At 43.2% G+C, this 21,496-nt stretch carries 24 protein-coding genes and 2 tRNA genes; 12 read left to right on the top strand and 14 right to left on the bottom strand.

Translation table 11 applies throughout. From position 1 onward, the window contains the following. Positions 1-87 precede the first annotated feature (87 nt). A complete protein-coding gene (locus WH96_RS07190) occupies positions 88-558 on the bottom strand; it encodes a helix-turn-helix domain-containing protein (RefSeq protein ID WP_047763489.1) in 471 nt (156 codons plus the stop codon). Positions 559-860: 302 nt separating this feature from the next. Then, on the bottom strand, positions 861-1,097 hold the full coding sequence (locus tag WH96_RS07185) for a hypothetical protein (protein WP_047763488.1): 237 nt from the start codon (positions 1,095-1,097) through the stop codon (positions 861-863). Between the two features lie 337 nt (positions 1,098-1,434). Between WH96_RS07185 and WH96_RS07180 the strand changes: the two genes are divergently transcribed. Further along, on the top strand, positions 1,435-2,892 hold the full coding sequence (locus WH96_RS07180) for a sodium:proton antiporter (RefSeq protein ID WP_082130375.1): 1,458 nt from the start codon (positions 1,435-1,437) through the stop codon (positions 2,890-2,892). Between the two features lie 377 nt (positions 2,893-3,269). After that, positions 3,270-4,247, top strand: a complete 978-nt coding sequence (locus tag WH96_RS07175; protein WP_156176736.1) for an alpha/beta hydrolase family protein — start codon at positions 3,270-3,272, stop codon at positions 4,245-4,247. Positions 4,248-4,339: 92 nt separating this feature from the next. On the opposite strand, the gene WH96_RS07170 is transcribed toward WH96_RS07175, so the two are convergent. Next, positions 4,340-5,170 carry a universal stress protein gene (locus WH96_RS07170; protein WP_162200129.1) on the bottom strand — a complete coding sequence of 277 codons (831 nt, stop codon included), beginning with the start codon at positions 5,168-5,170 and terminating at the stop codon, positions 4,340-4,342. A 299-nt stretch (positions 5,171-5,469) separates the two neighbouring features. Between WH96_RS07170 and WH96_RS07165 the strand changes: the two genes are divergently transcribed. After that, on the top strand, positions 5,470-5,943 hold the full coding sequence (locus WH96_RS07165; RefSeq protein ID WP_047763485.1) for a DUF192 domain-containing protein: 474 nt from the start codon (positions 5,470-5,472) through the stop codon (positions 5,941-5,943). A 32-nt stretch (positions 5,944-5,975) separates the two neighbouring features. Here WH96_RS07165 and WH96_RS07160 read toward each other — a convergent pair whose 3' ends face one another. Next, positions 5,976-6,278 (bottom strand): hypothetical protein, encoded by a 303-nt coding sequence (locus WH96_RS07160; protein ID WP_047763484.1) that lies wholly within the window; start codon positions 6,276-6,278, stop codon positions 5,976-5,978. 451 nt (positions 6,279-6,729) lie between these two features. Here WH96_RS07160 and WH96_RS07155 point away from each other — a divergent pair, with 451 nt between their 5' ends. Next, positions 6,730-8,307, top strand: a complete 1,578-nt coding sequence (locus tag WH96_RS07155) for a peptide chain release factor 3 (RefSeq protein WP_047763483.1) — start codon at positions 6,730-6,732, stop codon at positions 8,305-8,307. Positions 8,308-8,392: 85 nt separating this feature from the next. On the opposite strand, the gene WH96_RS07150 is transcribed toward WH96_RS07155, so the two are convergent. After that, positions 8,393-8,731 (bottom strand): DUF1491 family protein, encoded by a 339-nt coding sequence (locus WH96_RS07150; RefSeq protein WP_047763482.1) that lies wholly within the window; start codon positions 8,729-8,731, stop codon positions 8,393-8,395. A gap of 210 nt (positions 8,732-8,941) precedes the next feature. On the opposite strand from WH96_RS07150, the gene WH96_RS07140 reads away from it, so the two are divergent. The 3 genes from WH96_RS07140 (at position 8,942) to WH96_RS07130 (ending at position 9,469) form a co-directional block, all read left to right on the top strand. Further along, positions 8,942-9,018, top strand: a tRNA-Pro gene (locus tag WH96_RS07140). Between the two features lie 48 nt (positions 9,019-9,066). Then, positions 9,067-9,372: an ETC complex I subunit gene (locus WH96_RS07135; RefSeq protein WP_047763605.1), complete on the top strand. Its 306-nt coding sequence runs from the start codon at positions 9,067-9,069 to the stop codon at positions 9,370-9,372. 20 nt (positions 9,373-9,392) lie between these two features. Next, a tRNA-Arg gene (locus WH96_RS07130) sits at positions 9,393-9,469 on the top strand. Positions 9,470-9,983: 514 nt separating this feature from the next. Here the strand turns inward: WH96_RS07130 and WH96_RS21265 are convergent. The 4 genes from WH96_RS21265 to WH96_RS07100 form a co-directional block, all read right to left on the bottom strand. Next, a complete protein-coding gene (locus WH96_RS21265; protein ID WP_053005755.1) occupies positions 9,984-10,610 on the bottom strand; it encodes a pentapeptide repeat-containing protein in 627 nt (208 codons plus the stop codon). Positions 10,611-10,965: 355 nt separating this feature from the next. Next, positions 10,966-11,406 carry a hypothetical protein gene (locus WH96_RS07110; protein WP_162200128.1) on the bottom strand — a complete coding sequence of 147 codons (441 nt, stop codon included), beginning with the start codon at positions 11,404-11,406 and terminating at the stop codon, positions 10,966-10,968. Between the two features lie 31 nt (positions 11,407-11,437). Continuing rightward, positions 11,438-11,905, bottom strand: a complete 468-nt coding sequence (locus WH96_RS07105) for a hypothetical protein (RefSeq protein WP_047763477.1) — start codon at positions 11,903-11,905, stop codon at positions 11,438-11,440. Between the two features lie 137 nt (positions 11,906-12,042). After that, positions 12,043-12,492: a VOC family protein gene (locus tag WH96_RS07100; RefSeq protein ID WP_047763476.1), complete on the bottom strand. Its 450-nt coding sequence runs from the start codon at positions 12,490-12,492 to the stop codon at positions 12,043-12,045. Positions 12,493-12,748: 256 nt separating this feature from the next. Between WH96_RS07100 and WH96_RS07095 the strand changes: the two genes are divergently transcribed. Continuing rightward, complete coding sequence (locus tag WH96_RS07095; RefSeq protein WP_047763475.1) at positions 12,749-13,309, top strand: hypothetical protein; 561 nt, start codon at positions 12,749-12,751, stop codon at positions 13,307-13,309. A 29-nt stretch (positions 13,310-13,338) separates the two neighbouring features. On the opposite strand, the gene WH96_RS07090 is transcribed toward WH96_RS07095, so the two are convergent. Beyond that, entirely contained in the window at positions 13,339-13,662 is a 324-nt protein-coding gene (locus WH96_RS07090; RefSeq protein ID WP_047763474.1) for a dATP/dGTP pyrophosphohydrolase domain-containing protein, read from the bottom strand. A 103-nt stretch (positions 13,663-13,765) separates the two neighbouring features. Here WH96_RS07090 and WH96_RS07085 point away from each other — a divergent pair, with 103 nt between their 5' ends. The 4 genes from WH96_RS07085 to WH96_RS07070 all read left to right on the top strand — a co-directional run bounded on the left by WH96_RS07085 (position 13,766) and on the right by WH96_RS07070 (position 15,917). Next, the gene (locus tag WH96_RS07085; protein WP_204248146.1) at positions 13,766-14,254 is read left to right on the top strand and encodes a GNAT family N-acetyltransferase; all 489 of its coding nucleotides are present in this window, start codon (positions 13,766-13,768) and stop codon (positions 14,252-14,254) included. Positions 14,255-14,377: 123 nt separating this feature from the next. After that, positions 14,378-15,052, top strand: coding sequence for a MotA/TolQ/ExbB proton channel family protein (locus tag WH96_RS07080; protein ID WP_053005754.1), 675 nt, complete (start codon positions 14,378-14,380; stop codon positions 15,050-15,052). A gap of 6 nt (positions 15,053-15,058) precedes the next feature. After that, positions 15,059-15,499: an ExbD/TolR family protein gene (locus WH96_RS21260; RefSeq protein ID WP_053005753.1), complete on the top strand. Its 441-nt coding sequence runs from the start codon at positions 15,059-15,061 to the stop codon at positions 15,497-15,499. Between the two features lie 4 nt (positions 15,500-15,503). Further along, positions 15,504-15,917, top strand: coding sequence for an ExbD/TolR family protein (locus WH96_RS07070; RefSeq protein WP_047763473.1), 414 nt, complete (start codon positions 15,504-15,506; stop codon positions 15,915-15,917). A 12-nt stretch (positions 15,918-15,929) separates the two neighbouring features. On the opposite strand, the gene WH96_RS21255 is transcribed toward WH96_RS07070, so the two are convergent. The 4 genes from WH96_RS21255 to WH96_RS07050 all read right to left on the bottom strand — a co-directional run bounded on the left by WH96_RS21255 (position 15,930) and on the right by WH96_RS07050 (position 21,496). Next, positions 15,930-18,491, bottom strand: a complete 2,562-nt coding sequence (locus tag WH96_RS21255; RefSeq protein ID WP_053005752.1) for an ATP-binding protein — start codon at positions 18,489-18,491, stop codon at positions 15,930-15,932. Between the two features lie 150 nt (positions 18,492-18,641). Next, on the bottom strand, positions 18,642-19,226 hold the full coding sequence (locus tag WH96_RS07060) for a thymidine kinase (protein ID WP_047763472.1): 585 nt from the start codon (positions 19,224-19,226) through the stop codon (positions 18,642-18,644). 39 nt (positions 19,227-19,265) lie between these two features. Next, the gene (locus WH96_RS07055) at positions 19,266-20,234 is read right to left on the bottom strand and encodes an adenosine deaminase (protein ID WP_218045021.1); all 969 of its coding nucleotides are present in this window, start codon (positions 20,232-20,234) and stop codon (positions 19,266-19,268) included. Between the two features lie 41 nt (positions 20,235-20,275). Then, positions 20,276-21,496: a phosphopentomutase gene (locus tag WH96_RS07050; protein WP_047763471.1), complete on the bottom strand. Its 1,221-nt coding sequence runs from the start codon at positions 21,494-21,496 to the stop codon at positions 20,276-20,278.

Raw genomic sequence — 21,496 nt, 5'->3', positions numbered from 1 at the left:
ACATACGATTTTGTTAATAAGCTGAAAACTGTCTTCAGCAGGTAATTTTCAAAGCTTATTGAACTTGGTATTAACTGCTATTGTAAATTAGTCAGAAGAATCAAATTGGTCATTAGGAACATTACCTAATGTTTTTGCCATTTCTAACAGTCGCTTGCGAACAGTTGTTTCTTCTATTTTGTAGTACGCTCTGACCAGCTCCAACGTTTCCCGCCTGGCCATTGGATCCTTTTGAAAGGGAAGTTCTTCCCCTTCTTCTGCCATGCCTCTGATCTGCCCGGGGGAGCGATGAGAGACTTCATCGGTCATCTCGTCAAAGAAGTAGCCAATATCAATATCCAGTACGCGTGCCAAATCATACAAGCGGCTTGCCCCGATACGATTGGTGCCGCGCTCATATTTTTGCACCTGTTGAAAGGTTAGACCGAGTGCTTCACCCAGTTTTTCCTGGCTTAAACCAAGCAGGGTGCGCCGTAATCTTAATCGTTGACCGACGTGAACATCTACCGCGTTTGGAACGCCTGTAATTCTTTTGGGAAGTGGTTTTTTATTTCTCATGCTTAACCTTGATGGTTGCGATGGTATTTCTACCATTCCGCTCTTTACACCCCAAGTACTCGCCTGTGAATACTAACCAATAAGTTCTTATTTTATAATAAAGTTCGGCATCTTTTCAATAGTTATTTAATTTATTAGAAAGCAATAACTAAATAAGTATCGTAAATCAGTCTTATGCTAATGTTTTTATCTCATTCTGTTTAATAAATTACTAATTAATTTTTCAATAGCTAAGAATTATTTCCTAAATAAATGATTTTCATTATGTTTAATATTTTGTCTATTGCTATGTTTTGTCATTATTATTCGGGAGAGGAAGCTTCAAGGTGCTGGGCGGCTTCACCCAATAGTCGTCCTTCTAAAGATAATTCCAGAAATCTAATGTAATCATCTTTATTTGATACTTTTTGGCGAGCAACAGGAATGACATCCAAAGGATCCTGAGCATCAAGCTGGTATTCTTGTATGAGTGCCATAAGCTCTTGGCTCAAAATCTCAAGGCGGTTTTGAATTTCAGGTATATTTGTTGGTTTGGTCATCACGGTGCTTTCAAGTTTTAGTCATCAATTTACTGGGTAAATCATAAGAGAGAGGATTGTAGCAACAACTTTTTGAGAGGTAGGTAAAGTTCAATCTGTATAAAACACAGTCAAAACACTAGTTCGAGTAAGAAGGAGCGTCGTTTTACCACAATACGTTTATATGCTGATCATGATGGTATAAATTGTAATCTGTTGAATAAGATAAACATGAGCCAAAGCTTGTTTTTTTTGTACAATGTCTTTACAAAATGTTCACTATAAAAATTACAATGTGTCGAATTTTTTAGACACGAAAAGCTTCAAAAGCACATAAAAGGTACAGGGTGGGGATAATATGGAAGTTAAACCTTGGTTCAGTAAAATTGCTGCATCTGGACTTTTCGTGGTTCTTACGGGGTTGTTTCCAACTGTTGCAGCAGCTGCTGGTGCGGGGGCGCCTCATTTAGAGGGGAAAGATCTTGGTTTGATCTGGGTTATTCCCTTTGCCTGCATGCTTCTTTCAATTGCGGTATTTCCGCTTGTTGCCCCTCATTTTTGGCACAAAAATTTTGGGAAAATCTCCGGTTTCTGGGCTGTTAGTTTCTTAGTTCCCTTTACCATTTTCTTTGGCTATGAACTTGCTCTTTATGAAACTCTTCACGTCGGGTTATTAGAATACTTCCCTTTTATTATTTTACTCTTCAGTTTGTTTACTGTCGCGGGCGGTGTTCGAGTACGTGGAAAGCTAACGGGTACACCGGCCTTAAACACCATTATCCTGCTTATCGGTACAGCCTTGGCAAGTTTCATGGGGACGACAGGGGCAGCGATGCTGTTGATCCGTCCTTTAATAAGGGCGATGGAACACAGAAAGCACAAGACACACACGGTTGTATTTTTTATTTTTCTCGTGGCAAATATTGGCGGTTCATTGACACCGCTTGGGGATCCTCCGCTGTTTCTAGGGTTCCTCAAAGGTGTAGATTTCTTCTGGCCGACAGTTCACATGTTCTTGCCAATGTTGTTTTTGTCTATTGTTCTTCTGTTGGTCTATTTTGCACTTGATAGCTTCCTTTATAACAAAGAAGGTCCAATCGTTGCTGCGTCAGAGACCTCAGGCCCTACTGATGATGTCTCTTTTGCTTTGGATGGGAAAATCAATCTCTTGCTATTGTTTGGTGTTGTTGCTGCCGTTCTGATGTCCGGGATCTGGAAGCCGGGTATTTCTTTTGACATTTATTACGTTCATGTTGAATTACAGAATCTTGCCCGAGATGCGGCGCTTCTGTTCCTTGCCTATTTGTCTTTGAGACTTACGAATGATCAGAGCCGGAAGGATAATGGCTTTAATTGGTTCCCGATCCTTGAAGTGGGTAAGCTTTTTATCGGCATTTTTATTACCATTATTCCAGCCATCGCGATCCTGAAAGCAGGAACATCAGGTGCTTTGGGTGTTATTGTTGAATCCGTGAGTACCCCAGAGGGCGAGCCTGTTAATTACATGTATTTCTGGGCCACAGGTATCCTCTCGAGTTTCCTGGATAACGCACCGACCTATCTCGTGTTCTTTAATACAACTGGAAGTGATGTCGCGACCCTTACAGGAGAGCTTTCAAATACATTGTTGGCTATTTCAGCAGGTGCGGTCTTTATGGGGGCCAATACCTATGTTGGTAATGCGCCTAACTTTATGGTGCGGTCCATCGCAGAGGAAAGTGGTGTCCCAATGCCGAGCTTCTTTGGTTATATGCTGTGGTCCGGGGCTATCCTTATTCCGTGCTTTGTATTGCTTACCTTTATGTTCTTTATCTAGAGTATATATCTTGGCAAAAAACGCTCCCGATTTAAGGAGCGTTTTTTTGTATTGTGCGTGGAGGCGTAAATGGTCTCTTCCATCTAACTCTAATATTTAATAGAATTACGGTAAGTTCCTATTCACACTCTTATTCCGAGTGGAAAAATTCCATTAAAGTCATTAAAAAAAGTCAAATAGGTAATGCCGCAAATTAGCGCAATTAATTGTATTGAAGTGCCTGGTGTTTTTGAAGTAATCAGTCGATAACGGGAAACTTTTTCTCGTGTTTGTGTTTTATTTCTCTGATGGAGATCAAGTTGCGGCGAATTCCGTTCTCAGTTTCTGTTTCCCTATCCGTTTTGTCTGTTTTATTTGTCGCTTTACCTGGCTTTTCGGTGAAAGCTGATGAGGTCGTTGTTGGTGTAACCACATTAGCTATAGAATCTCCAGAACGTGAGGCGTCGTTAAACGTAACACTTTGGTATCCTGCTAGAGATAGCGAAAAAACAACTGTTGTTGGGGGCAATGCTGTATTTGAAGGAACTGTGGCCCAAAAAAATGCTCAGATAGTCTCGGGTAACTTTCCAACTGTGTTGCTTTCTCATGGTGGGATGAGATCGGCTCAACACCAGAGTGCATGGCTTGCTGCTAAACTCGTGGAAAGTGGGTTTATCGTAGCAGACGTTAGAGCGCCTTCTCTAGGATATGCAGATGCAAGAATTGCAAATGATGAATTGTGGAGGCGCCCAATTGATATCTCAACGGCCATAACTGCACTTGAAAATAATTCTGAATGGAGTGCGTATATTGATCGCCAAAGAATAGGTGCTGTCGGCTTCTTTCTTGGAGGAACATCTGTTTTATCACTTGCCGGTGCTAGTATTGAAAAGGAAAGCTTTATTCGTTCGTGTGATGAGATTGATCGAGGGATGGATTGTGCGTGGTTTAAGAAGTTTGGTGTGGATCTGCGGAAAATTGATTTAACCGGATTAGAGAAAAAGCATACGGATGCGCGTATTAAAGCTGCTGTTATCATTGATCCGGAATTGACGACGAGCTTTTCTGATCAAAGCCTGGGCAGTGTGGATGTTCCTGTCCGCGTGATAAACTTGGGCGCGCAAAAAACAATCATAAGTGCACTTAATGCATCAAGTCTCGCCAGTAAGATACCAAACTCACATTATTCAATGCTACAGAACGCAAGCCAACACAGCGCGTTTAGTGTCTGTAAACCAAAGGGTGCCTTTATCTTGAAAGAAGAAGGGGCTAATGTAGAAATTTGCGTGTCTGATATTAAGGTTGGCCGTGAAAATATACACAATCAAATGGCAAACGAGATAATAGAGGCTTTAGATCGTTATCTGAAAAAATAAACTAGGTATATAACCCCGAGATATCTATCTCACTGCATCTAACTCACGCGTTGATCTAATCGAGCCCCCATATCTCAGTGTTCATGTCTTCTTTAATGAGACATAATAACCGGGATTGTTGCCTCTTTGACCAGATGCTTTGTCACGCCGCCAAGGAGCATTTCTCTCAGGCGGCTATGCCCATAGGCACCACAGACAATAACATCACAGGATTGTGCTGTTGCAGCATCTTGGATGGTTTGCCCGATAGAGTTTTCAGTTTGGGCTATTTTAACCGTTTCTGCCTCGATGTTATGTCGTTTGAGGTAATTGCGTACTTCACTCAACGAAAGCGCGTCGTCGGTCTCTGGTTGAATTGTCAGAAGGAAAACTTTTTCGGCTTTCTTTAACTCGCTTAAGTTATCGCGCACTGCCCGTAGGGCTTCTCTGGTGCCTTTCCAGGCAACCATAATGCGTTTTCCCACATCCTTGGAGGCGTCAAAACCACGCGGAATCATAAGGCAAGGTAGGCCGCTAAGAAGAGTAATCTCTTCAACAAGGCGGGTTCTGAAACGATCTTCAAAGTGCTCAAAAGTTGGCTGACTGACAATAATAATATCTGCGGCATGTGCATGATCGGCCAAAAGGCTAATGTGATCACCTTCTTCCACAATCCAGTTGTGAGAAATATTTTCGCGATGACAGACGTCTTTAAACTCTTTTTCAAGTTCGTCAGCTCTGTTTTCTGCAGATTTTGTAGCATCCAGAAGATATTGAACCGAGGCTCCGCGACCATATACTTCAACAGGCATGCCAATTGGCGTCGTAATGAAGAGCGCCGATATATGGGCATCGTTCTGTTTGGCGAGGCGCAGCGCGACATCCAAGCGTGTCTTGTGTTCATCGTCATTGGCTAGGTGAACAAGGATACTCTTGTGGCTCATCGGTTTCTTCCTCATCGGTTTCTCTGCCATCAATTTCTCTGGGACAACAGATTGATATTTCAAATAAATAATAACATAGGATATTGTGGTAAAGACAAGATCTTTCTGCTTAAAAGTCAAAGTAATGTTATCTGCAGATTTATCAGTTGTCTCAAGCTTATGTACCGATTAGCGTTCTAGAGAAGGGCGCGCGGATGAGTTTTTGATGATAGGGTCAGTTTTTAATTTTTAATACAAAAATGAATGCTGAAGTAAACCTTGAACAAAAAACAGTAACTTATAGGAATTACGACACTTTAATGGCATTTATCAGAAAATACATAACCAAGATCATCCTTGTGTGTAGCATGATTTTTATTGCGACAAGTATCAGTGTTGCACAGGTCTTATTCGAACAAGACACCCTGACAATTTTCTCTGCGACGGGTAAAGCCCATAAGTTTGATATAGAAATAGCATCATCCAATGAAGAGCGGTCCCAGGGGCTTATGTATCGCAAGGATATGGCAGAAAACGCAGGTATGATCTTTATTTATGATAAACCGAACAATGTGATGATGTGGATGAAAAACACTTATATCCCCTTGGATATGTTGTTTCTAAATTCAGAAGGTAAAATCGTTTATATAAAAGAAAATACAACCCCGCATTCGACAAAAACGATATCTTCAGATCAGAATGTAATTGGGGTATTGGAACTTAACGCCGGAACAGCATTCCGGCTTGGCATCAAGGTTGGTGATATTGCACAGCATCGTTTGTTGCAGAAATAGTGCAATATTTAAAAATGAGGCACTATTGTTTTTTAAACTTTTGGTTCCAAAGCTGCCTTTTCCAGTTGTTTCCAGCCTTCGCCAGCCGCAACCAGACAACTGATACCATGTGGTGTGGTTACAATAATGGTCCAGGTTGCACCATCTTTATTGGTGAGTACTTCGATTAAACCGCCTTTATTGGTAACGCCAACAGCTTGAGTTTTTTCACTATACCGATCAGAAAGCATTTCAAGAATGCTATCGCGCTTATCACACTGATTTTGTGCGTAAGCCGGTAATGTTGTAACGAAACCCGTACAAGCGATCACAGCAAGGGTGATGTACTTTAACATAGGGGCCTCCTTTCGGGGTGCCATATAGGGCGAGCACCTGCTCTGTCTAATATATTGCGCTATGTATCTTAAATTTCAATTAAACACCGTGGTTTCGACTAGGGGTTGAATGCTTGGAGGGATTCCAAGTTTTGTGTCTTTTTGTCTTTTTATCATTAGGTTAGGCGTTCTTTTTAAATTTTTTGTACACAAAGTTGTGACATTTAGGGGGCTTTTGTGATCAAGTATTATGCTTGTTTTCTGGGGTGATTTTTATGCGGTTAACAGTTTTTTATGCGTTACCAGAGGCGATAATTGATCAATTTACGGGGTTTGATCTTGACGTTTCATTGAATAAACGGGATTGTCTGCCAAAATTCGATACCTGCCGACTATAATTGAGCAGGATATTGTTGGAACTGAGTACAGTTTTTGTACATACGCCTTTAGTACATAGTGATAGAATAAAATCATGTCTTCTGAAATTGCCAAACAGGCTGAATCTCGCCGCACATTTGCCATCATCTCGCACCCGGATGCCGGTAAAACAACGCTGACAGAGAAGTTACTGTTGTTGGGTGGTGCTATTCGCATGGCGGGACAGGTGAAGGCCAAGGGCGAAAACAGACGTGCGCATTCTGACTGGATGAAGATCGAACAGGCCCGTGGTATTTCGGTCACGACCTCGGTTATGACCTTTGAATACGAAGGGGCGACCTTCAATCTGTTGGATACACCGGGCCATGAAGATTTCAGTGAGGATACCTATCGTACGCTGACCGCGGTTGATTCTGCGATCATGGTGATTGATGCGGCCAAAGGTATTGAGGCTCAAACGCGCAAGCTTTTCGAAGTTTGTCGTCTGCGTGATATTCCCATCATTACCTTTGTGAACAAGATGGACCGCGAAGGCCGTGAAGTTTTCGAAATTTTGGATGAAGTTGCCGAGGCACTCGCGCTTGATACCGTGCCGATGGTTTGGCCTGTCGGTGGTGGCGGTACTTTTAAAGGTTGTTATGATCTCGTCCGTGAAGAAATGATCCCTTTCACTGGGGAAGATAGCTATGGCACGCCGGTAAAGGCTGAACTTCTTGGGGATGAGCTACCAAATCTTATTCCCAGCGACCAGTACGATACGTTGTTGGAAGAAGCTGATCTGGCTATGGATGGTTATCCTGCTTTCGATCTGGAAAGCTACCGCGAAGGGCATCTGACGCCTGTGTATTTTGGATCTGCCTTAAAAAGCTTTGGTGTGAAGCAGTTGTTGGATGCTGTCTTGCAATTTGCCCCGGCACCAACGACGCAGCCCGCAGAACCAAAAGAAGTTGAACCTTCCGACAGCAAAGTTACCGGCTTTGTCTTTAAGGTACAGGCAAATATGGACCCGAAACACCGGGACCGTATTGCCTTTATGCGTATTTGTTCCGGCAGGTTTAAACGCGGTATGAAACTGCACCAGATCGGAACGGGTAAATCCATGAGTATTCACAACCCGATCATGTTCTTTGCCCAGAACAGAGAGCTGGCGGAAGAGGCATGGCCCGGGGATATTATCGGTATTCCCAACCATGGAACGCTTCGGGTTGGTGACAGTTTGACAGAGGGCGAAAATATTCGCTTCTCTGGTATTCCAAGTTTTGCCCCTGAAATTCTGCAACGTGTACGTCTTGATGATCCGCTCAAAGCCAAACATCTTTCCAAGGCTTTGGAAAGTCTAGCCGAAGAGGGCGTGACACAGGTCTTCCGCCCGATCATCGGGGCCAGCTATATCGTGGGTGTTGTCGGACAGCTACAGTTAGAAGTCCTTTTGGCTCGGATAGAGCAGGAATACGGCATCAATGTTGGTTTCGAAGCTGCACCGTTTGTAACTGCCCGTTGGGTGACCTCGGATGACGCGGCGGCGATGAAACACTTCCTTGATCGCAACAAAGGCTCTCTGGCGGACGACAGAGACGGGTGCCCGGTATATATGGCACGTAACCACTGGGATATGGGGCGTATTCAGGAAGATAACCCCAAGCTCAACTTTACGGCGACCAGAGAACGGTAGGGGCTGAACCTGCTACCTACTGATTAGAAGTTAGTTGTTCTATCTCATGAGCTTTACTTAAAGAAGATGGCGTAAACTTCCGGTGTTAGAGAATTTCTCCGCCAAAGGGGTTTCCGCCGTTTCTGTCTTCGAACTCTACCACCCAAAGGTCGGGGTCGCGTTTGACAGCGCGCTCAACATATTCGTGAGCAGCATAATCGTCCATCAACTCGCCCTTGTTCGCGGCAAGCCAGGCCAGATTGCCGTCAATATCGCGTGTTTGGCTCAACACCTGGCAGCCGGGTCCCAGCAGATTGATCTTCAGCAATAAACTCCCGCGGTCTGGATCGCCTTTGTGGATGACCATGGCCGGGATTCCGTTCTGATTAGACTGTCTGACCTGTGCCATGATCCAAAGATCTGATCCGAGGGAATTGTCTGTCATAACTGCTTATAAAACCTAATTATCTGTAAGAGTTCTTTAGGAAAATCTTTGGCCTCTTGGCTCTTGTTAAGCCGCCTTGCTTTACCAATCGCGAGTAAAGACTTTCTTAAGTTATTCAGCGCATTGTCTCTTTTAAGGCGAAAATTACAATGATTTAAAAAAAGATTGTTGCCTTGCGTGTTACTCTGTCTTATACGATGACCGTGGAAACGGGGAGTAGCGCAGCCTGGTAGCGCATCTGGTTTGGGACCAGAGGGTCGGAGGTTCGAATCCTCTCTCCCCGACCACTAAGATTATATCGCTGGTTTCTTGAAGACCTGATACTAGAGGTAAACATGCAAGTTCGTATTTATCAGCCGCCGAAAAACGCAATGCAGTCTGGTCGTGCAAACACCAAACGCTGGCTGGTTGAATATGAACCTGACGCAGTGCGCGAGATTGAACCGCTTATGGGCTGGACATCTTCTCGTGATACGCGCGGACAGCTTCGTATGTGGTTCGACAGTAAAGAAGAAGCGATTGCATATGCACAACGTCAAGGTGTTATGTACAGCGTTGAAGAGCCTAAGGAACGGAAATTAAAGCCAAAAGGTTATGGCGATAATTTCAGTACCACCCGCCTCGGTCGCTGGACACACTAATCACCTGACAAAAGAATAAAGCGTCCGTAGCTCAGCTGGATAGAGCAACTGACTTCTAATCAGTAGGTCGCAGGTTCGAATCCTGCCGGACGCGCCAAAAATACTAAAGAAAACAGGGTCTTGCTGGTTTATTCCAACAAGGCCCTGATCTTTTCCAACTTTTATTCCAACAAAAAATCCAACTTTGGGGTGTTGAAAGATGTCCAAATTTTCTTCCAACAAATCTTCCAACAAGATTTTTCGGGTATCTTCCAACAAAGTTCCAACATTTCTTCCAACTATTTCGCTTCCTGTTCTTCGGTTTGAAACTCTATCAACTTCTTGATTACGGCCTCTGCCATATCACCGTTCAATGCTAGGTAATGTTTCAGGATGCCAAGAATAGATTTTTCTGAATGGTCAGAGACGGAAGTGATCTGGGGAATGGTGCTGCCGGCACTGGCGAGATTTGTTATCGTGGTGTCGCGCAGATCCTGAAAGATGAGATTTAAGAGGTTCGGGCATTCTTTAGAAGCTTTTCTTCTAATCTTCAGGATCCAGCTGCTAAAGTTTGATAGCTCATATTCTTTCAGAGTGATTTTATGAGAATAATCGGGAACAGCGCAGGCATCTCAATGTTTGTTTTTTATGACGGTCAGGTGTATATGTTCAGGGGTTCTTACTTGCGTTTTTGTCTCATCATTAATGCTATCAAACTGTTCTTGGGTGAATTTATGAATCCCATCCAGAAGAGTTCTATCTAATCTTGCCCCGGTAAAATTTGCATTTTCTACATAAGAATTCGTAAGGTTTGCCCTGCTAATATTTGCATAAGAGAAATCAGTTTCTTTCAAATTTGTTTTATTCAAAAATGCCTCACCCAAATCTGCACAACTCATATTCGCACCTTCAAGGTTTGCTCTTCTCAAATTTGTATCGTTCATTTTTGCTGCAACAAAAATAGTGTTTTTGAGATTACAGCCTTCGAGGTTTGTTCCCCTAAGATCCATGCCTCTAAAATCCATGCCAGAAAGGTTGCTGTAAGCCCAGTTTCGTTTCCGATTAAGATTTTCTTTATTAACTTCTTCTTTATAAAATTGAAGAATAGAGCGAGTTTCAGTTCTTGCCTCTTTCCTTTTTTCACGCGTTTCAAAATCTATTGTTTTATCTGAAATATTTCCTCTGCGGCTACTGATCGAAACTATGTATTGATCAAGGAGGAGGTAAAAGGAGCTCTTTTCAAATCTCCCTTCTTCCACTCCCTTCCACAATCGTATAAGAGCAGCTACTCTTACATGTGGGCTATTATTACCCAACTGTTCAAATGCTTTATTGAACAGTTCAGCATCATGCTTTTTAAGCTCAAGCTGATGTTCTTGGTTGCTAATAATTGTTCGCCATGCGGCAAAACAAGATCCAAAAACTACAAAAATTGCACCTATAGCAAGAACGAGGTTTGGAAGAGCTTCAATTTCTTCTTTTTGATTTTCAAGCCAGAAAAAAAGTCATTTTTTTCTCCAGAAACTGTAGCGAACATAAAAATGGAATTTGCTACGAGAATGACAAAACAAAAAATGGCTATAATTCCAGAACATTTACAAAAACCTTTAAAGCTCATGTCGGCGTCCTGTCAGGGGAGGCTGCGTGATGGAAAGATATCGCAGGCAGTTTCTTCTCTATTGTTTTGCTATGAAGAGAGATGTTTTCAAGAGTCAAAATCAAAAACAAAGTAGCCCCAACAAGCATTGTAATCACCCCGACCCAAGTAATTATTTTAGTTGCTTTTGTATCAGTTGCTTTGATCGTGGCCCCGATTACACTAGCTCCAAAACCACATACACAAAACAATATTCCCGCTACGTATGCTTTAAAGAGATAGTAGTGAGTGGCAGTAGTCGCGAGATTATTAAAGCAAAGAGTAATTGCAGCTCCAAAACCTATTGTAGAATATTTCAAGAAGTTGGAGATTTCATTCCATTGAATTTCTCTTTTGTTAGACCTTTTGGGTTTTTCACCAATAAAACCATAAGTGGAGCGTTTAATTCGTCTATTCAAAGTAGATCCTCTTCTATCACGCATACATTAGCTAACGGTATGCTCTATTTTTTCCGGCTTGGAGATGGTATTTCCATGGTCGAGCAACTGGGGAAATCCGACAAAGACGAAGATCAAAAAAAGCCATACCTATAAGAAGCATAAAGGGTATTGCGAATACAGCTCTGTTACTATTTTTCTTTTCGAGGATGGTGGCTTGAGCAAGACCTACCGCCATCAGCCCGATAAGAGATCCAACAATCAGCCAAAGAAATGCGTGATAAAGATAATACTCGTCACTGCTATTGGGAAGGTTATTCAAACTCGCAAGCATAATAGTTCCGAGAACAATTACTGTTGGTTTGATGATCTTTTGGATACCTAGGTCATTAATATCTCTTTGGATTTTTTCTTTTTCTTTATTGAGCTTTTTTTCCTCAATTTCTTCGGGGGTTCGAGCGTTAAAAAAATCGAAATTAGTTCTGAAGTATTTGGGAATTTTCTTAAAGAACTTAAACATAACCACCTCACATCTTTTGCGAGAATATTCTCAATAAAATTCTCGGAATGTCTAGGAGTATTTTGTTCAATATTAAACTGAGTTGGTCCTATGTTTCTGCATAGGTTTGCAGCATATTGAAAATATATTTCTGTCAATCATGTCGCTGACCATTCAGGATCGTAGGCCACTAACTCCACTGTGTTTCCATCTGGGTCGCGGGTGAAAATTCCACGCCATCCAATCCAGTCGAACAATTGAACTCTGTAATCCTGACCGATCTGTTCATACCAGTCCATTACGGCTTGTTGTTCTTCATATGGCAATGACAGGGCAATGTGGTGCAGCGATGATGCGGCGCCAGTTTGGGGTAATTGGTGTTCACTGGTGTCTGTTCCGGTGATTTCGTCAGGACGAAATAGGGCGAGTACACTGGTGTGACCGCCAAACCCTTCTGCAATCTTGAAAAATGTCACCCGGTCATCCACGTCTCCGGCGAGGTGTTCTAAGCCAATGACCTCATCGTAAAACTTTGTCATTGCTTTTTTGTCGCGACACCGGATCGCAATTTCACCCAATGCCCGTACCTTAAATTCTCTATTTTTCATGATTTCCTTCACCAAAAGAGGTTAAATATAATTTGGATACCTGTTCTCATATTGAGAGTAGTGAGGTGAATAGCCAGCTTCAAGATATCTGGCCATCGAAGATTACGCTGGAGAAAACAAAGGAAGCTTCGTCTCAAGAGGCGGGTAGGTTTTACGATCTTTTCAAGAACCAATTTAAAGGTAATTCCGACAGAACACTAAGTAGATAATATCTTGGGTTCCAAACAAAAGAGAGTTTAAGGAGCGGGATTTACCAATGAACTTAAAGTGTGCACTGAAATGGGGTTTCCTACTTTATCTGACATACGTTCCTATTGCCTTCGCAGCTGAAGGCATAAAGCTTAAAGGGATATCCGTTCATTATGCCATAGCATCGGATGATCCTGATGTGGCGCGGCTTGGTGCTTATCCAAAGTTGACAAGATATAATCTGCACAATGATGCGGCACCTGCAAAGATAGATGTGGTGGTTAATCTTGAGGGAAATATAACAGCCGATGTTATACTGAATATTGTTCCTGTTGTCGGGAAAACAGATTGGTCAGTGCGGGAAGGGATCACAGATCTAGAGCTTTTGGAAAGCTCGAAAGTTGAGTTTACAAACATTGTTCATCTCGAAAAGAAGATAAGCGCGTCAGATGATAAACAGATTGTTTTTCAGGGGATTAACCTTGATGAGCTAATCGGACGCTTTACAATGTCAGATCTATGGCCGCGACAGTTGATTTTTAAAGTGGGTTTGGTCCCTCACGAAACAGAGGATGATATTTCTGATAATCTGGGGAGTTATATTTTAACTCTTGATCCGCCTGATTAAATTACCTCATATAAATTAAACGCAGAAAATCACTTTTCATGATAGGAAGGCTCGCCTTCCGGTGTGCGTTTGTAATTTCTGTCTTTGAGGACTTCCAGCTTATCAAAGCCTGCTGAGGTCAGTTCATCGAGGCTAAAGCCAGCACGCCTTGCAGCGTCGGTAATCAGAAACAGGCAATCCACATACTCGGTGATATCATCCGGGCATTCGATTGCTTCCTGTGCTTCGTTGATCAAGTGGCGGAGAGGGCCAATGGGGCCTTTTTCTGTGCCAAAGGTTTCCTCGCTCCAGCTTTGATGTGCCTGATAAAGTTTCAGGAAATTCTGGGCCGTTTCGTCTGTATTTTTAATCATGCTTTTCGTTAGAAATTTTGTGAAAAATTAAGATATAAAATCGGTTGAAGTTCCTTATAGCATAGCGCTTGTAATTGAATAATGATTTTAGAGGGGGAGTGGCGTGAGCATTAAAGTAAGACTGGCACGGGACGGTGATGCAGAAGAGCTCTGTATTCTCTTGAATGAAATCATTGGAATTGGTGGCACGACAGCGATGGAAGAGAGCCTCGACGTTGAACAGTTCAAACATTACTTTTTAACCGGAGACCATTGTATCTGTTGCCATGTGAGTGAAGGCGAGGACAGTTCTCTTACAGGACTTCAGGTTTTGGGACACCACCCGGAGCTTCCCAAGGATTGGGCTGATATAGGAACCTTTGCCAGGGTACACCCTCGCGTTTATGGTGTAGGTAAAGCATTGTTTCCTGTTAGCTGTGCGTATCTAGTGCGCCATGGGTTTTCAGTGATCAACGCAACAATTCGTGCCGATAATAGCAGTGGGCTTCAGTATTATGAAAAGATGGGCTTTACGACCTATAAAACGACAAAAGCGGTTCCATTAAAGGACGGTACTTTGGTTGATCGCTTTTCGAAGTCCTATACTCTGTAGTTTTTGATCTTCGTGCATATTTAACGATTTAGGTTTCCACCCCAGTTTTTACTTGATTTTGTATCTCAAGAAGTAAATAAGATTGATAATCATTATCATAATTTTCTTCTTAAGGATCTGACTGTGCTGCAAACCTATGAAATGCTCGAAAAAGCAGGTATTGTAGGCTATTGCCTTGTAGGATTATCTTTTCTTACTTTAACAATCTTCCTTTCCAAGATTTTACAGTATCTCTGGCTTAGGTTCTCGTGCGAAAGAGAATTGTTCAAAGCGCTGGATTTGGTCCGCAGTGGCAAAATACTGGAAGCAAAATCGCTTGCAGATAAAGGCACGCCATGGAGCCAGAAACTCTTTTATGCCGCGCTTAACAAAGGTTTGGCCGTCAACCGCGATGAAGAACAGCGTTGGGATGATGAAGCACAAAAGGTGGGCGATAAGCTTTTGACCAATCTGGAAAGCGGCTTGAGTGTTATTGCCCTGATTGCAGCTTTAAGTCCACTTTTGGGATTACTCGGCACCGTAATCGGCATGATTTCGGCTTTTCAGGCATTGGAAAGTGCAGGAAACAATGTTGATCCCAGCCTTTTATCAGGTGGCATTTGGGAAGCATTGCTGACGACCGCTTTGGGCTTGGTTGTCGCGATGCCAGCCATGGTGCTTCATGCGCTTTTAAAATCTGCGGCTTACCAGCAACTGACAAGTGTTGTCGAAAAAGTAAATAGCCTTACCGAGCATCTGTATCTCAATCGTGGAGAAGGGCTTCATCAGGGTTTGGTTAGCCCTAAAGCTGCGGAATAATAAACAATGCAGGTGAAGAGACAGGGAAATACAACGCCGCAAATCGGCCTGACACCCTTGATCGATGTCGTTTTCATTTTGTTGATCTTTTTTATGGTGGCGACATCCTTTGATATGCCGAGATTGTTGTCGTTGAAACCGGCAACAGGGGGCAAGGGGGCTGTATCTGAGCGCCCTGTTGTTAAAATTGACGTCGGCGCAAATGGTAAATGTTTTCTTGATGAAATCTTCTATGATTGTAACGAGATCGGCCGCATAGTTCGTCAGCAGGAACAGGGCGATACTTTGTCTCTTGTGACGCTGACACCCAGAGCAGGAACTAAGCTGCAGGACGTTATCGCGGCGATGGATGCCTTGGCGTTGAGTGGACTGAACGACACTGTTCTGATGCCCGGTTCGAATCAAGGTCAAGATAATACTCAGGATCTATCCGGGACAGAGGAATAAAAAATTGCGCGTTCCTTCGCAAAAATCAGGACAGGAACCTGTCGTTGAAACAATGTTGCCCTTGATTAATATTGTTTTTTTGATGTTGATTTTCTTTATGGTGGTGGGACGGATACAGCCGAAAGAACAGGCTGCGATTGTGTTACCAAAATCTTCTATAGAAGCAGAGTTCCACGGTGATCTTGCAAGCCTTTCCATTTCTCGGGATTTTGAGATCTATTATTTGGGACAGATATTTGCTGCATCTGAGTTTATGAACGTCGTAGAGGCCGAGAAGCAGAATATTCTGCGTACGAGTGGTACCTTCACGATACGGGCAGACGAAAAAACAGATGCGGGAAAACTGTTTGCTTTGTTGATTAAGCTTAAGGCCTTAGGTATTGAGAATCAGGATTTGATTACAATTCAAGGCGGCTGAAAGCTTTCATTGTTAAACAAGTCGTTCCTTTGGCAGTGAAATGGTCACCTTTGTGCCTTGGCTTAACGTGCTTTCAATACTCAATGTGCCCTGATGAAACTCAATAAGTTTTTTGGTCAAGGACAAGCCTATTCCTGTGCCGGATGCTTCGGTTGTCAGCGACGTTCCTATGCGGACAAAGGGTTCTAGAATACGGGGTAAATCAGCTTGATCCATGCCAATACCTGTGTCTTCCACGATTATATCCAGACCAAAATCTGTTGTGGAGGTGGATAAGGTTACAGACCCACCGTTCGGGGTGAACTTGAAGGCATTGGATAGAATATTGATCAGGATCTGTTTTACTGCCCTTACATCAATCCTGAGCGTGATATCATCGATATGCCCTTTTACATAGTCGATGTTTTTAGCACTTCCTGATCCACCGATAATGCGATCAGTCTCTTCCAAGAGGACGGTAAAACGAATGGTCTCTTCTTCCAGGCTATAGCTACCAGCCTCAATTTTTGACAGATCCAGAATGTCATTGATGATATCCAGCAGATGGCGGCCACTGGCGTGGATATCAGTTATATATTCCTGATATTTTGCGTTTTCTATTGGGCCAAAAAGGCTTTGTTGCATAATATCGGAATAGCCCAGAATGGCGTTGAGCGGCGTGCGTAATTCATGGCTCATGTTGGCAAGGAATTCTGATTTGGATCGGTTTGCAATATCAGCATTTTCCATTGCGGATAACATTGTCTGTTTGTCCTGATAGTGCTGAGTGATATCCCGGATAAGAATGACGACGCGGTCAGGGGCATTTTCCAGATCTTTAATCAGCGCACTACGGGCTTCGAATACTTTGGGTTCAGATTTAATGTTCAAGCGATATTCTTTGGTCTGAACCTGTCCGGATCGAACCGTGGAATGAATAAAGGAAAGCCACTCATTGGCTTGGTGTTCGGACATAATCTGATGTAATGATTTCTCTAGCATAATGGCTTTATCCAAACTCAAAAGCGTCTGATCGCCATAAATATTAATAATCTCGCCATCAAGCGAAAAAATCATGCCAAGGTCCGGCATTGCGGCGATGTGGGCTTTTAGATTTGCTTCGCTTTTTTTATGCGCATCTTTTAATTGCATCAAGTGGGTTACATCCTGAGCAGTCCCTTCGTAAAAGAGGATCTGCCCCTGAGCATCCCTGATGGCTCGTGCGGTTTCGCTGATCCATTTTTCTTCAAGATCATTGTATGTCTTAATCTGTGAGACAAAGCCTTCAACAACTCCGTTTTCTTCAACACGACTCATAAACTCTTTGCGGCGATCTTTTTCGACGTACCAGTTTTCTTCGTTGTACTGTGCTGTCTGGATGAGCTCTTCTTCGCTTTTACAATTGTTCATACGCACGAGGTATGGGTTGGCCATTAAAAACTTGCCATCCGGTGTCGTACGATAAAACCCAATACCTGCATTTTCAACAGTATCTCGAAAGCTACGTTCGATCTGGTTTAACGATGCAGTTCTTACCTCGACTTCCTCTTCCAGTCGGCGGGTTGCCTGAACAAGCGTTTTGTTTGTATTGCGATAAAAAAGAATGGTGACAGTGACCAAGCCTAGAGAGAGAAAGATAGCAAGGAAGATGCCTTGCTGACGCAGCCCCTGGATGGGACCAACGATTTCTGTATCCGGTGCGGAAAGAGCAATAATGAATTTTTTGTTGTCAATAAAGGCTGTGTCCCACGCGATTAATTTGCGAAAGAGTTTGTTTTCTTCTGCACGCGTTACTGAAAAACGATATTCGTCCTCTCCACTGTTTTCTGATAGCAGGCGTTGATCAACCCGTTGGATTTCCGGCTTACCTTTGTGCAAACCATCATAGACGTTTCGGCCAATAATCTCTGTTTCATGATCATAAAGAATGACGCCGGTTTCATTCATCATATAACCCGCGCCATGTTGACCAGATCGTAACGGCGCGATGTATTTTTTGGATAAATAATTCAAATCAACAACTGTGACCACGCTACCTTGAAAGCCTTTCGTGTTTCGAAGGGGAGCAAGTATGGCAAAAAATTGTGTTTTTTCATCGACATGAAAAGAGGGAACAATTAAATCAATTTCTGATGAATTCAGGGCGATCCAGTTTTGAGAAACCCATTCTTTCAATTTGGTTGTCAAAACATGTTGGTTAGGAGAATTCTGAATGCTTGAAAACTGTTCAACCTGATTTTTATCGTAAAAGCTCACGCCAATAATTGCCGGATTAAAAACCATGGATTTAGCGAGGTCTTGTGTAATTTTCTCTTTATTCAATGAACCGATAAACGTGGGTTGTTTGTCATCCATTGCCAAGTCAATTGCAAATCGCTGAACATTATCTATGGCGTTTTGTAGCGCTCTTTTCGTGATTTGTGTTTGAAGAAGTTGTTGGTCGTTAAAGGATTTTTCTTGTTGTGTTGTGGCGTAATTTTCAAGCTTGTAAACGGCCGTGATGAAGGCACCAAACAAAAGGGCAATGATGGCGATATACAGAAAGGACGTTACGCGCCCAAAATTATGAAGAGAGCTTTGTATGCCTGTACTCATACCTGCTTATCCTGACCTTGTACCAAACGCAAACTAATCTCTTCTTATGAAATGAGAGCTTATTTTATTGGGCGAGCGGTGTCAGGGTATGCAATAGATGTTAATTATACCTGAACGGAATATGTAATTATGAAGATCTTTTTAGGGCTTCTAATTTCTTTCCAGAACTTCTGATTTGAAATGTTTACGGCAGACAGGGATATAGCGGTCATTACCCCCAATTTCAACTTGTGATCCTTCTTGTATCGGAGTGCCATCTTCATCTACGCGCATGACCATTGTCGCCTTACTTCCACAGTGGCAAATGGTTTTCAACTCATGAAGTACATCTGCCCAAGCCAACAGCTGTTGGCTGCCTTCGAACAGATTGCCCTGAAAATCTGTTCTCAGACCATAGGCCAACACGGGAATATTTAACTCATCGACGATTTCACTGATTTGGTAAACCTGAGCTTTTGACAAGAACTGAGATTCATCAACAAAAACGCAATTGATTTCACGTTGCTTGATTTCATCTTTGGCCATCTGTAACAGGTCGTCTTCTTTTCCGTAGATCAGTGCTTCAGCCTGTAAGCCAATCCGTGACGAAATCTTTCCCTTGCCATAACGATCATCCAGAGCAGCCGTGAACAAGAGTGTTCCCATACCACGTTCTTGATAGTTATAGCTGGACTGCAAGAGAACAGTGGATTTTCCAGCGTTCATGGATGAATAGTAAAAATAAAGCTTGGCCATAGATACGTCAGATACAGAAATTAAGAGTGTGTCACATAACTATAGGCGTGCCAGCAGTTTGTCTATGGTCGCTTGATCCGCAAAGGCATTTTCTATGGAACACTTTGTGATCTCGCTCAATTCTTGATCACTCAGGTTAAATTCTCGAGATGCGATCGCGTATTCATTTCCGATTGTTGTGTGGAAAAAGGGAGGATCATCTGAACTCAGGGTTACTTTGCATCCCGCATCGCGTAATTTAAGGAAAGGGTGTGTCCTAAAATCAGGATAAACACCGAGGGCAATATTACTGCCGGGGCAAACTTCGAGGGTGATATCTTCATCTATAAGGCGAGAGATAAGATAGGGATCTTCGATTGCTCTCACACAATGACCAATACGTTGAACTGGCAGATGATCAAGTGCCGCAATAATACTCTCTGGCCCGGCCATTTCGCCAGCATGGACATTACACGATAGCCCTGCATCATGCGCTATATGAAATGCTTTTGAAAAGTCAGAAGGATGGTGGGCATTTTCATCGCCACCCATGCCAAAGCCAACAACATAGGGGTGTGGGGCCGCAACGGTCTGTCTAGCAACGTTAACAGCCTGTTCTGGGCCGAGATGCCGCACACAAGTGACAATGATACGTCCAATAATACCAAAGTCTTTCTCGGCATCTTCTATGCCAGAAATGATCCCGTCCAGATGATCCTGATATCCCATACCAGCCATAGCGGCGTGATCAGGAGAGGACATGACCTCAACATAAATAGCACCTTCCGACGCACATTGTTTGAGGTACTCGTATGTTACATCCCTGTAATCCAACGGTGTTTTAATCACAGCACTTGCAAGATCATATGCTTTGAGGAATTCGAGAAACGTCGCCCAGCGATAATTTCCCTCAGCATCAAAAAGACCGTCAGGCAGGTTCATTGAATTACGTTGTGCCAGACGTTTGACAAGATCCGGAGACGCTGTTCCTTCCAGGTGTGCATGTAATTCAGCTTTTAGAACCATCATATATCTCGCTTGTTCTTATATCTTCTTAAGTAAGGGGGCTGCTACAGAAATGATTTCCCTGCTTTTAAAGAACCGACTTTCAGGAAGGATGCGATGCTCTGTCCAATATCTGCAAAACATTCCCGGGTACCGATATTTTGTGCTTTGATTTTCGGACCAAAAGCCAGAACGGGTACGTTTTCCCGGGTGTGATCCGTTCCGGACCAGGTGGGGTCGCATCCATGATCCGCAGTGATAATGACGAGGTCATCGTCTTTTAGTGTCGAAATAAGTTCTGGAAGTTTTTTATCGAACTCTTCAAGTGCTGCTGCATAGCCAACAACATCTCGTCTGTGACCATACAAGCTGTCAAAATCAACAAAATTGGTGAATGCTAAGGAGCCGTCTGGAGCTTTTTCAACCTGTTCCAGTGTGCGTTGGAAAAGGTTGTCGTGACCAGATGCTTTAATGACCTGTGTCGGTCCTTGATGTGCATAGATATCAGCAATTTTGCCAATTGCTATCATTTCCCGGCCAGCTTCCTTGACTTTATCCAGTAAAGTCGGTGCAGGGGGTAAGACGCTGAAATCACGTCTGTTTCCTGTGCGTTCAAAGTTATCGGGATCACCGCCAATAAAGGGTCGGGCAATGACACGGCCAATGTTATAGGGATCGACAAGAACGCGTATTTTTTCGCAAAGATCAATAAGCCTGTCGAGGCCAAAGCTTTGTTCATGGGCTGCAATCTGAATAACACTATCGGCCGAGGTATAAATAATCGGTTTCCCGCTTGTCATATGCTCCTCGCCAAAGCGTGCAATAATCTCTGTGCCGGATGCATGGCAAAGACCCAATATCCCGGGGAGATCGCCGATTTTTATGATGTCATCCAGAAGAGAATTTTCAAAACATGGCGTTTCATTCGGGAAGTATCCCCAGTCAAATTTGACGGGAACACCTGCGATCTCCCAATGCCCACTTGGTGTATCTTTTCCCTTACTTATTTCGCTGGCAGCACCGTGTAATCCTGTGGCCTCGGTTTGAGGGGAAAAGCCTTTGGGATATTCCCCCGTGCTTTGAAAGGCAGCATGTCCCAACCCAAGCCTTTCCATATTGGGGAGATATAGAAGGCCCTGTCTGACACCTTCTTTGTCGGCCTTGCCCCGTGCACACTTTTCTGCAATATGGCCCAGAGTATTGGAACCCGTATCGCCAAATTTTTCAGCATCGGGTGCGCCACCTATACCAAATGAATCCATTAATAATATGAATGCTCTAGACAT

Source organism: Kiloniella spongiae (genome assembly GCF_001026905.1).
Lineage (GTDB): Bacteria > Pseudomonadota > Alphaproteobacteria > Kiloniellales > Kiloniellaceae > Kiloniella > Kiloniella spongiae.
The sequence above is the reverse complement of the archived record's forward strand: the minus strand, read 5'-3'. Positions and strand labels throughout refer to the sequence as shown.

Coding starts and splice junctions, on each gene's coding strand:
- WH96_RS07190 (WP_047763489.1), bottom strand. CDS start 558: ATGAGAAATAAAAAACCACTTCCCAAAAGAATTACAGGCGTTCCAAAC.
- WH96_RS07185 (WP_047763488.1), bottom strand. CDS start 1,097: ATGACCAAACCAACAAATATACCTGAAATTCAAAACCGCCTTGAGATT.
- WH96_RS07180 (WP_082130375.1), top strand. CDS start 1,435: ATGGAAGTTAAACCTTGGTTCAGTAAAATTGCTGCATCTGGACTTTTC.
- WH96_RS07170 (WP_162200129.1), bottom strand. CDS start 5,170: ATGAGCCACAAGAGTATCCTTGTTCACCTAGCCAATGACGATGAACAC.
- WH96_RS07165 (WP_047763485.1), top strand. CDS start 5,470: ATGGCATTTATCAGAAAATACATAACCAAGATCATCCTTGTGTGTAGC.
- WH96_RS07160 (WP_047763484.1), bottom strand. CDS start 6,278: ATGTTAAAGTACATCACCCTTGCTGTGATCGCTTGTACGGGTTTCGTT.
- WH96_RS07155 (WP_047763483.1), top strand. CDS start 6,730: ATGTCTTCTGAAATTGCCAAACAGGCTGAATCTCGCCGCACATTTGCC.
- WH96_RS07150 (WP_047763482.1), bottom strand. CDS start 8,731: ATGACAGACAATTCCCTCGGATCAGATCTTTGGATCATGGCACAGGTC.
- WH96_RS07135 (WP_047763605.1), top strand. CDS start 9,067: ATGCAAGTTCGTATTTATCAGCCGCCGAAAAACGCAATGCAGTCTGGT.
- WH96_RS07105 (WP_047763477.1), bottom strand. CDS start 11,905: ATGTTTAAGTTCTTTAAGAAAATTCCCAAATACTTCAGAACTAATTTC.
- WH96_RS07100 (WP_047763476.1), bottom strand. CDS start 12,492: ATGAAAAATAGAGAATTTAAGGTACGGGCATTGGGTGAAATTGCGATC.
- WH96_RS07095 (WP_047763475.1), top strand. CDS start 12,749: ATGAACTTAAAGTGTGCACTGAAATGGGGTTTCCTACTTTATCTGACA.
- WH96_RS07090 (WP_047763474.1), bottom strand. CDS start 13,662: ATGATTAAAAATACAGACGAAACGGCCCAGAATTTCCTGAAACTTTAT.
- WH96_RS21260 (WP_053005753.1), top strand. CDS start 15,059: ATGCAGGTGAAGAGACAGGGAAATACAACGCCGCAAATCGGCCTGACA.
- WH96_RS21255 (WP_053005752.1), bottom strand. CDS start 18,491: ATGAGTACAGGCATACAAAGCTCTCTTCATAATTTTGGGCGCGTAACG.
- WH96_RS07060 (WP_047763472.1), bottom strand. CDS start 19,226: ATGGCCAAGCTTTATTTTTACTATTCATCCATGAACGCTGGAAAATCC.
- WH96_RS07055 (WP_218045021.1), bottom strand. CDS start 20,234: ATGATGGTTCTAAAAGCTGAATTACATGCACACCTGGAAGGAACAGCG.
- WH96_RS07050 (WP_047763471.1), bottom strand. CDS start 21,496: ATGTCTAGAGCATTCATATTATTAATGGATTCATTTGGTATAGGTGGC.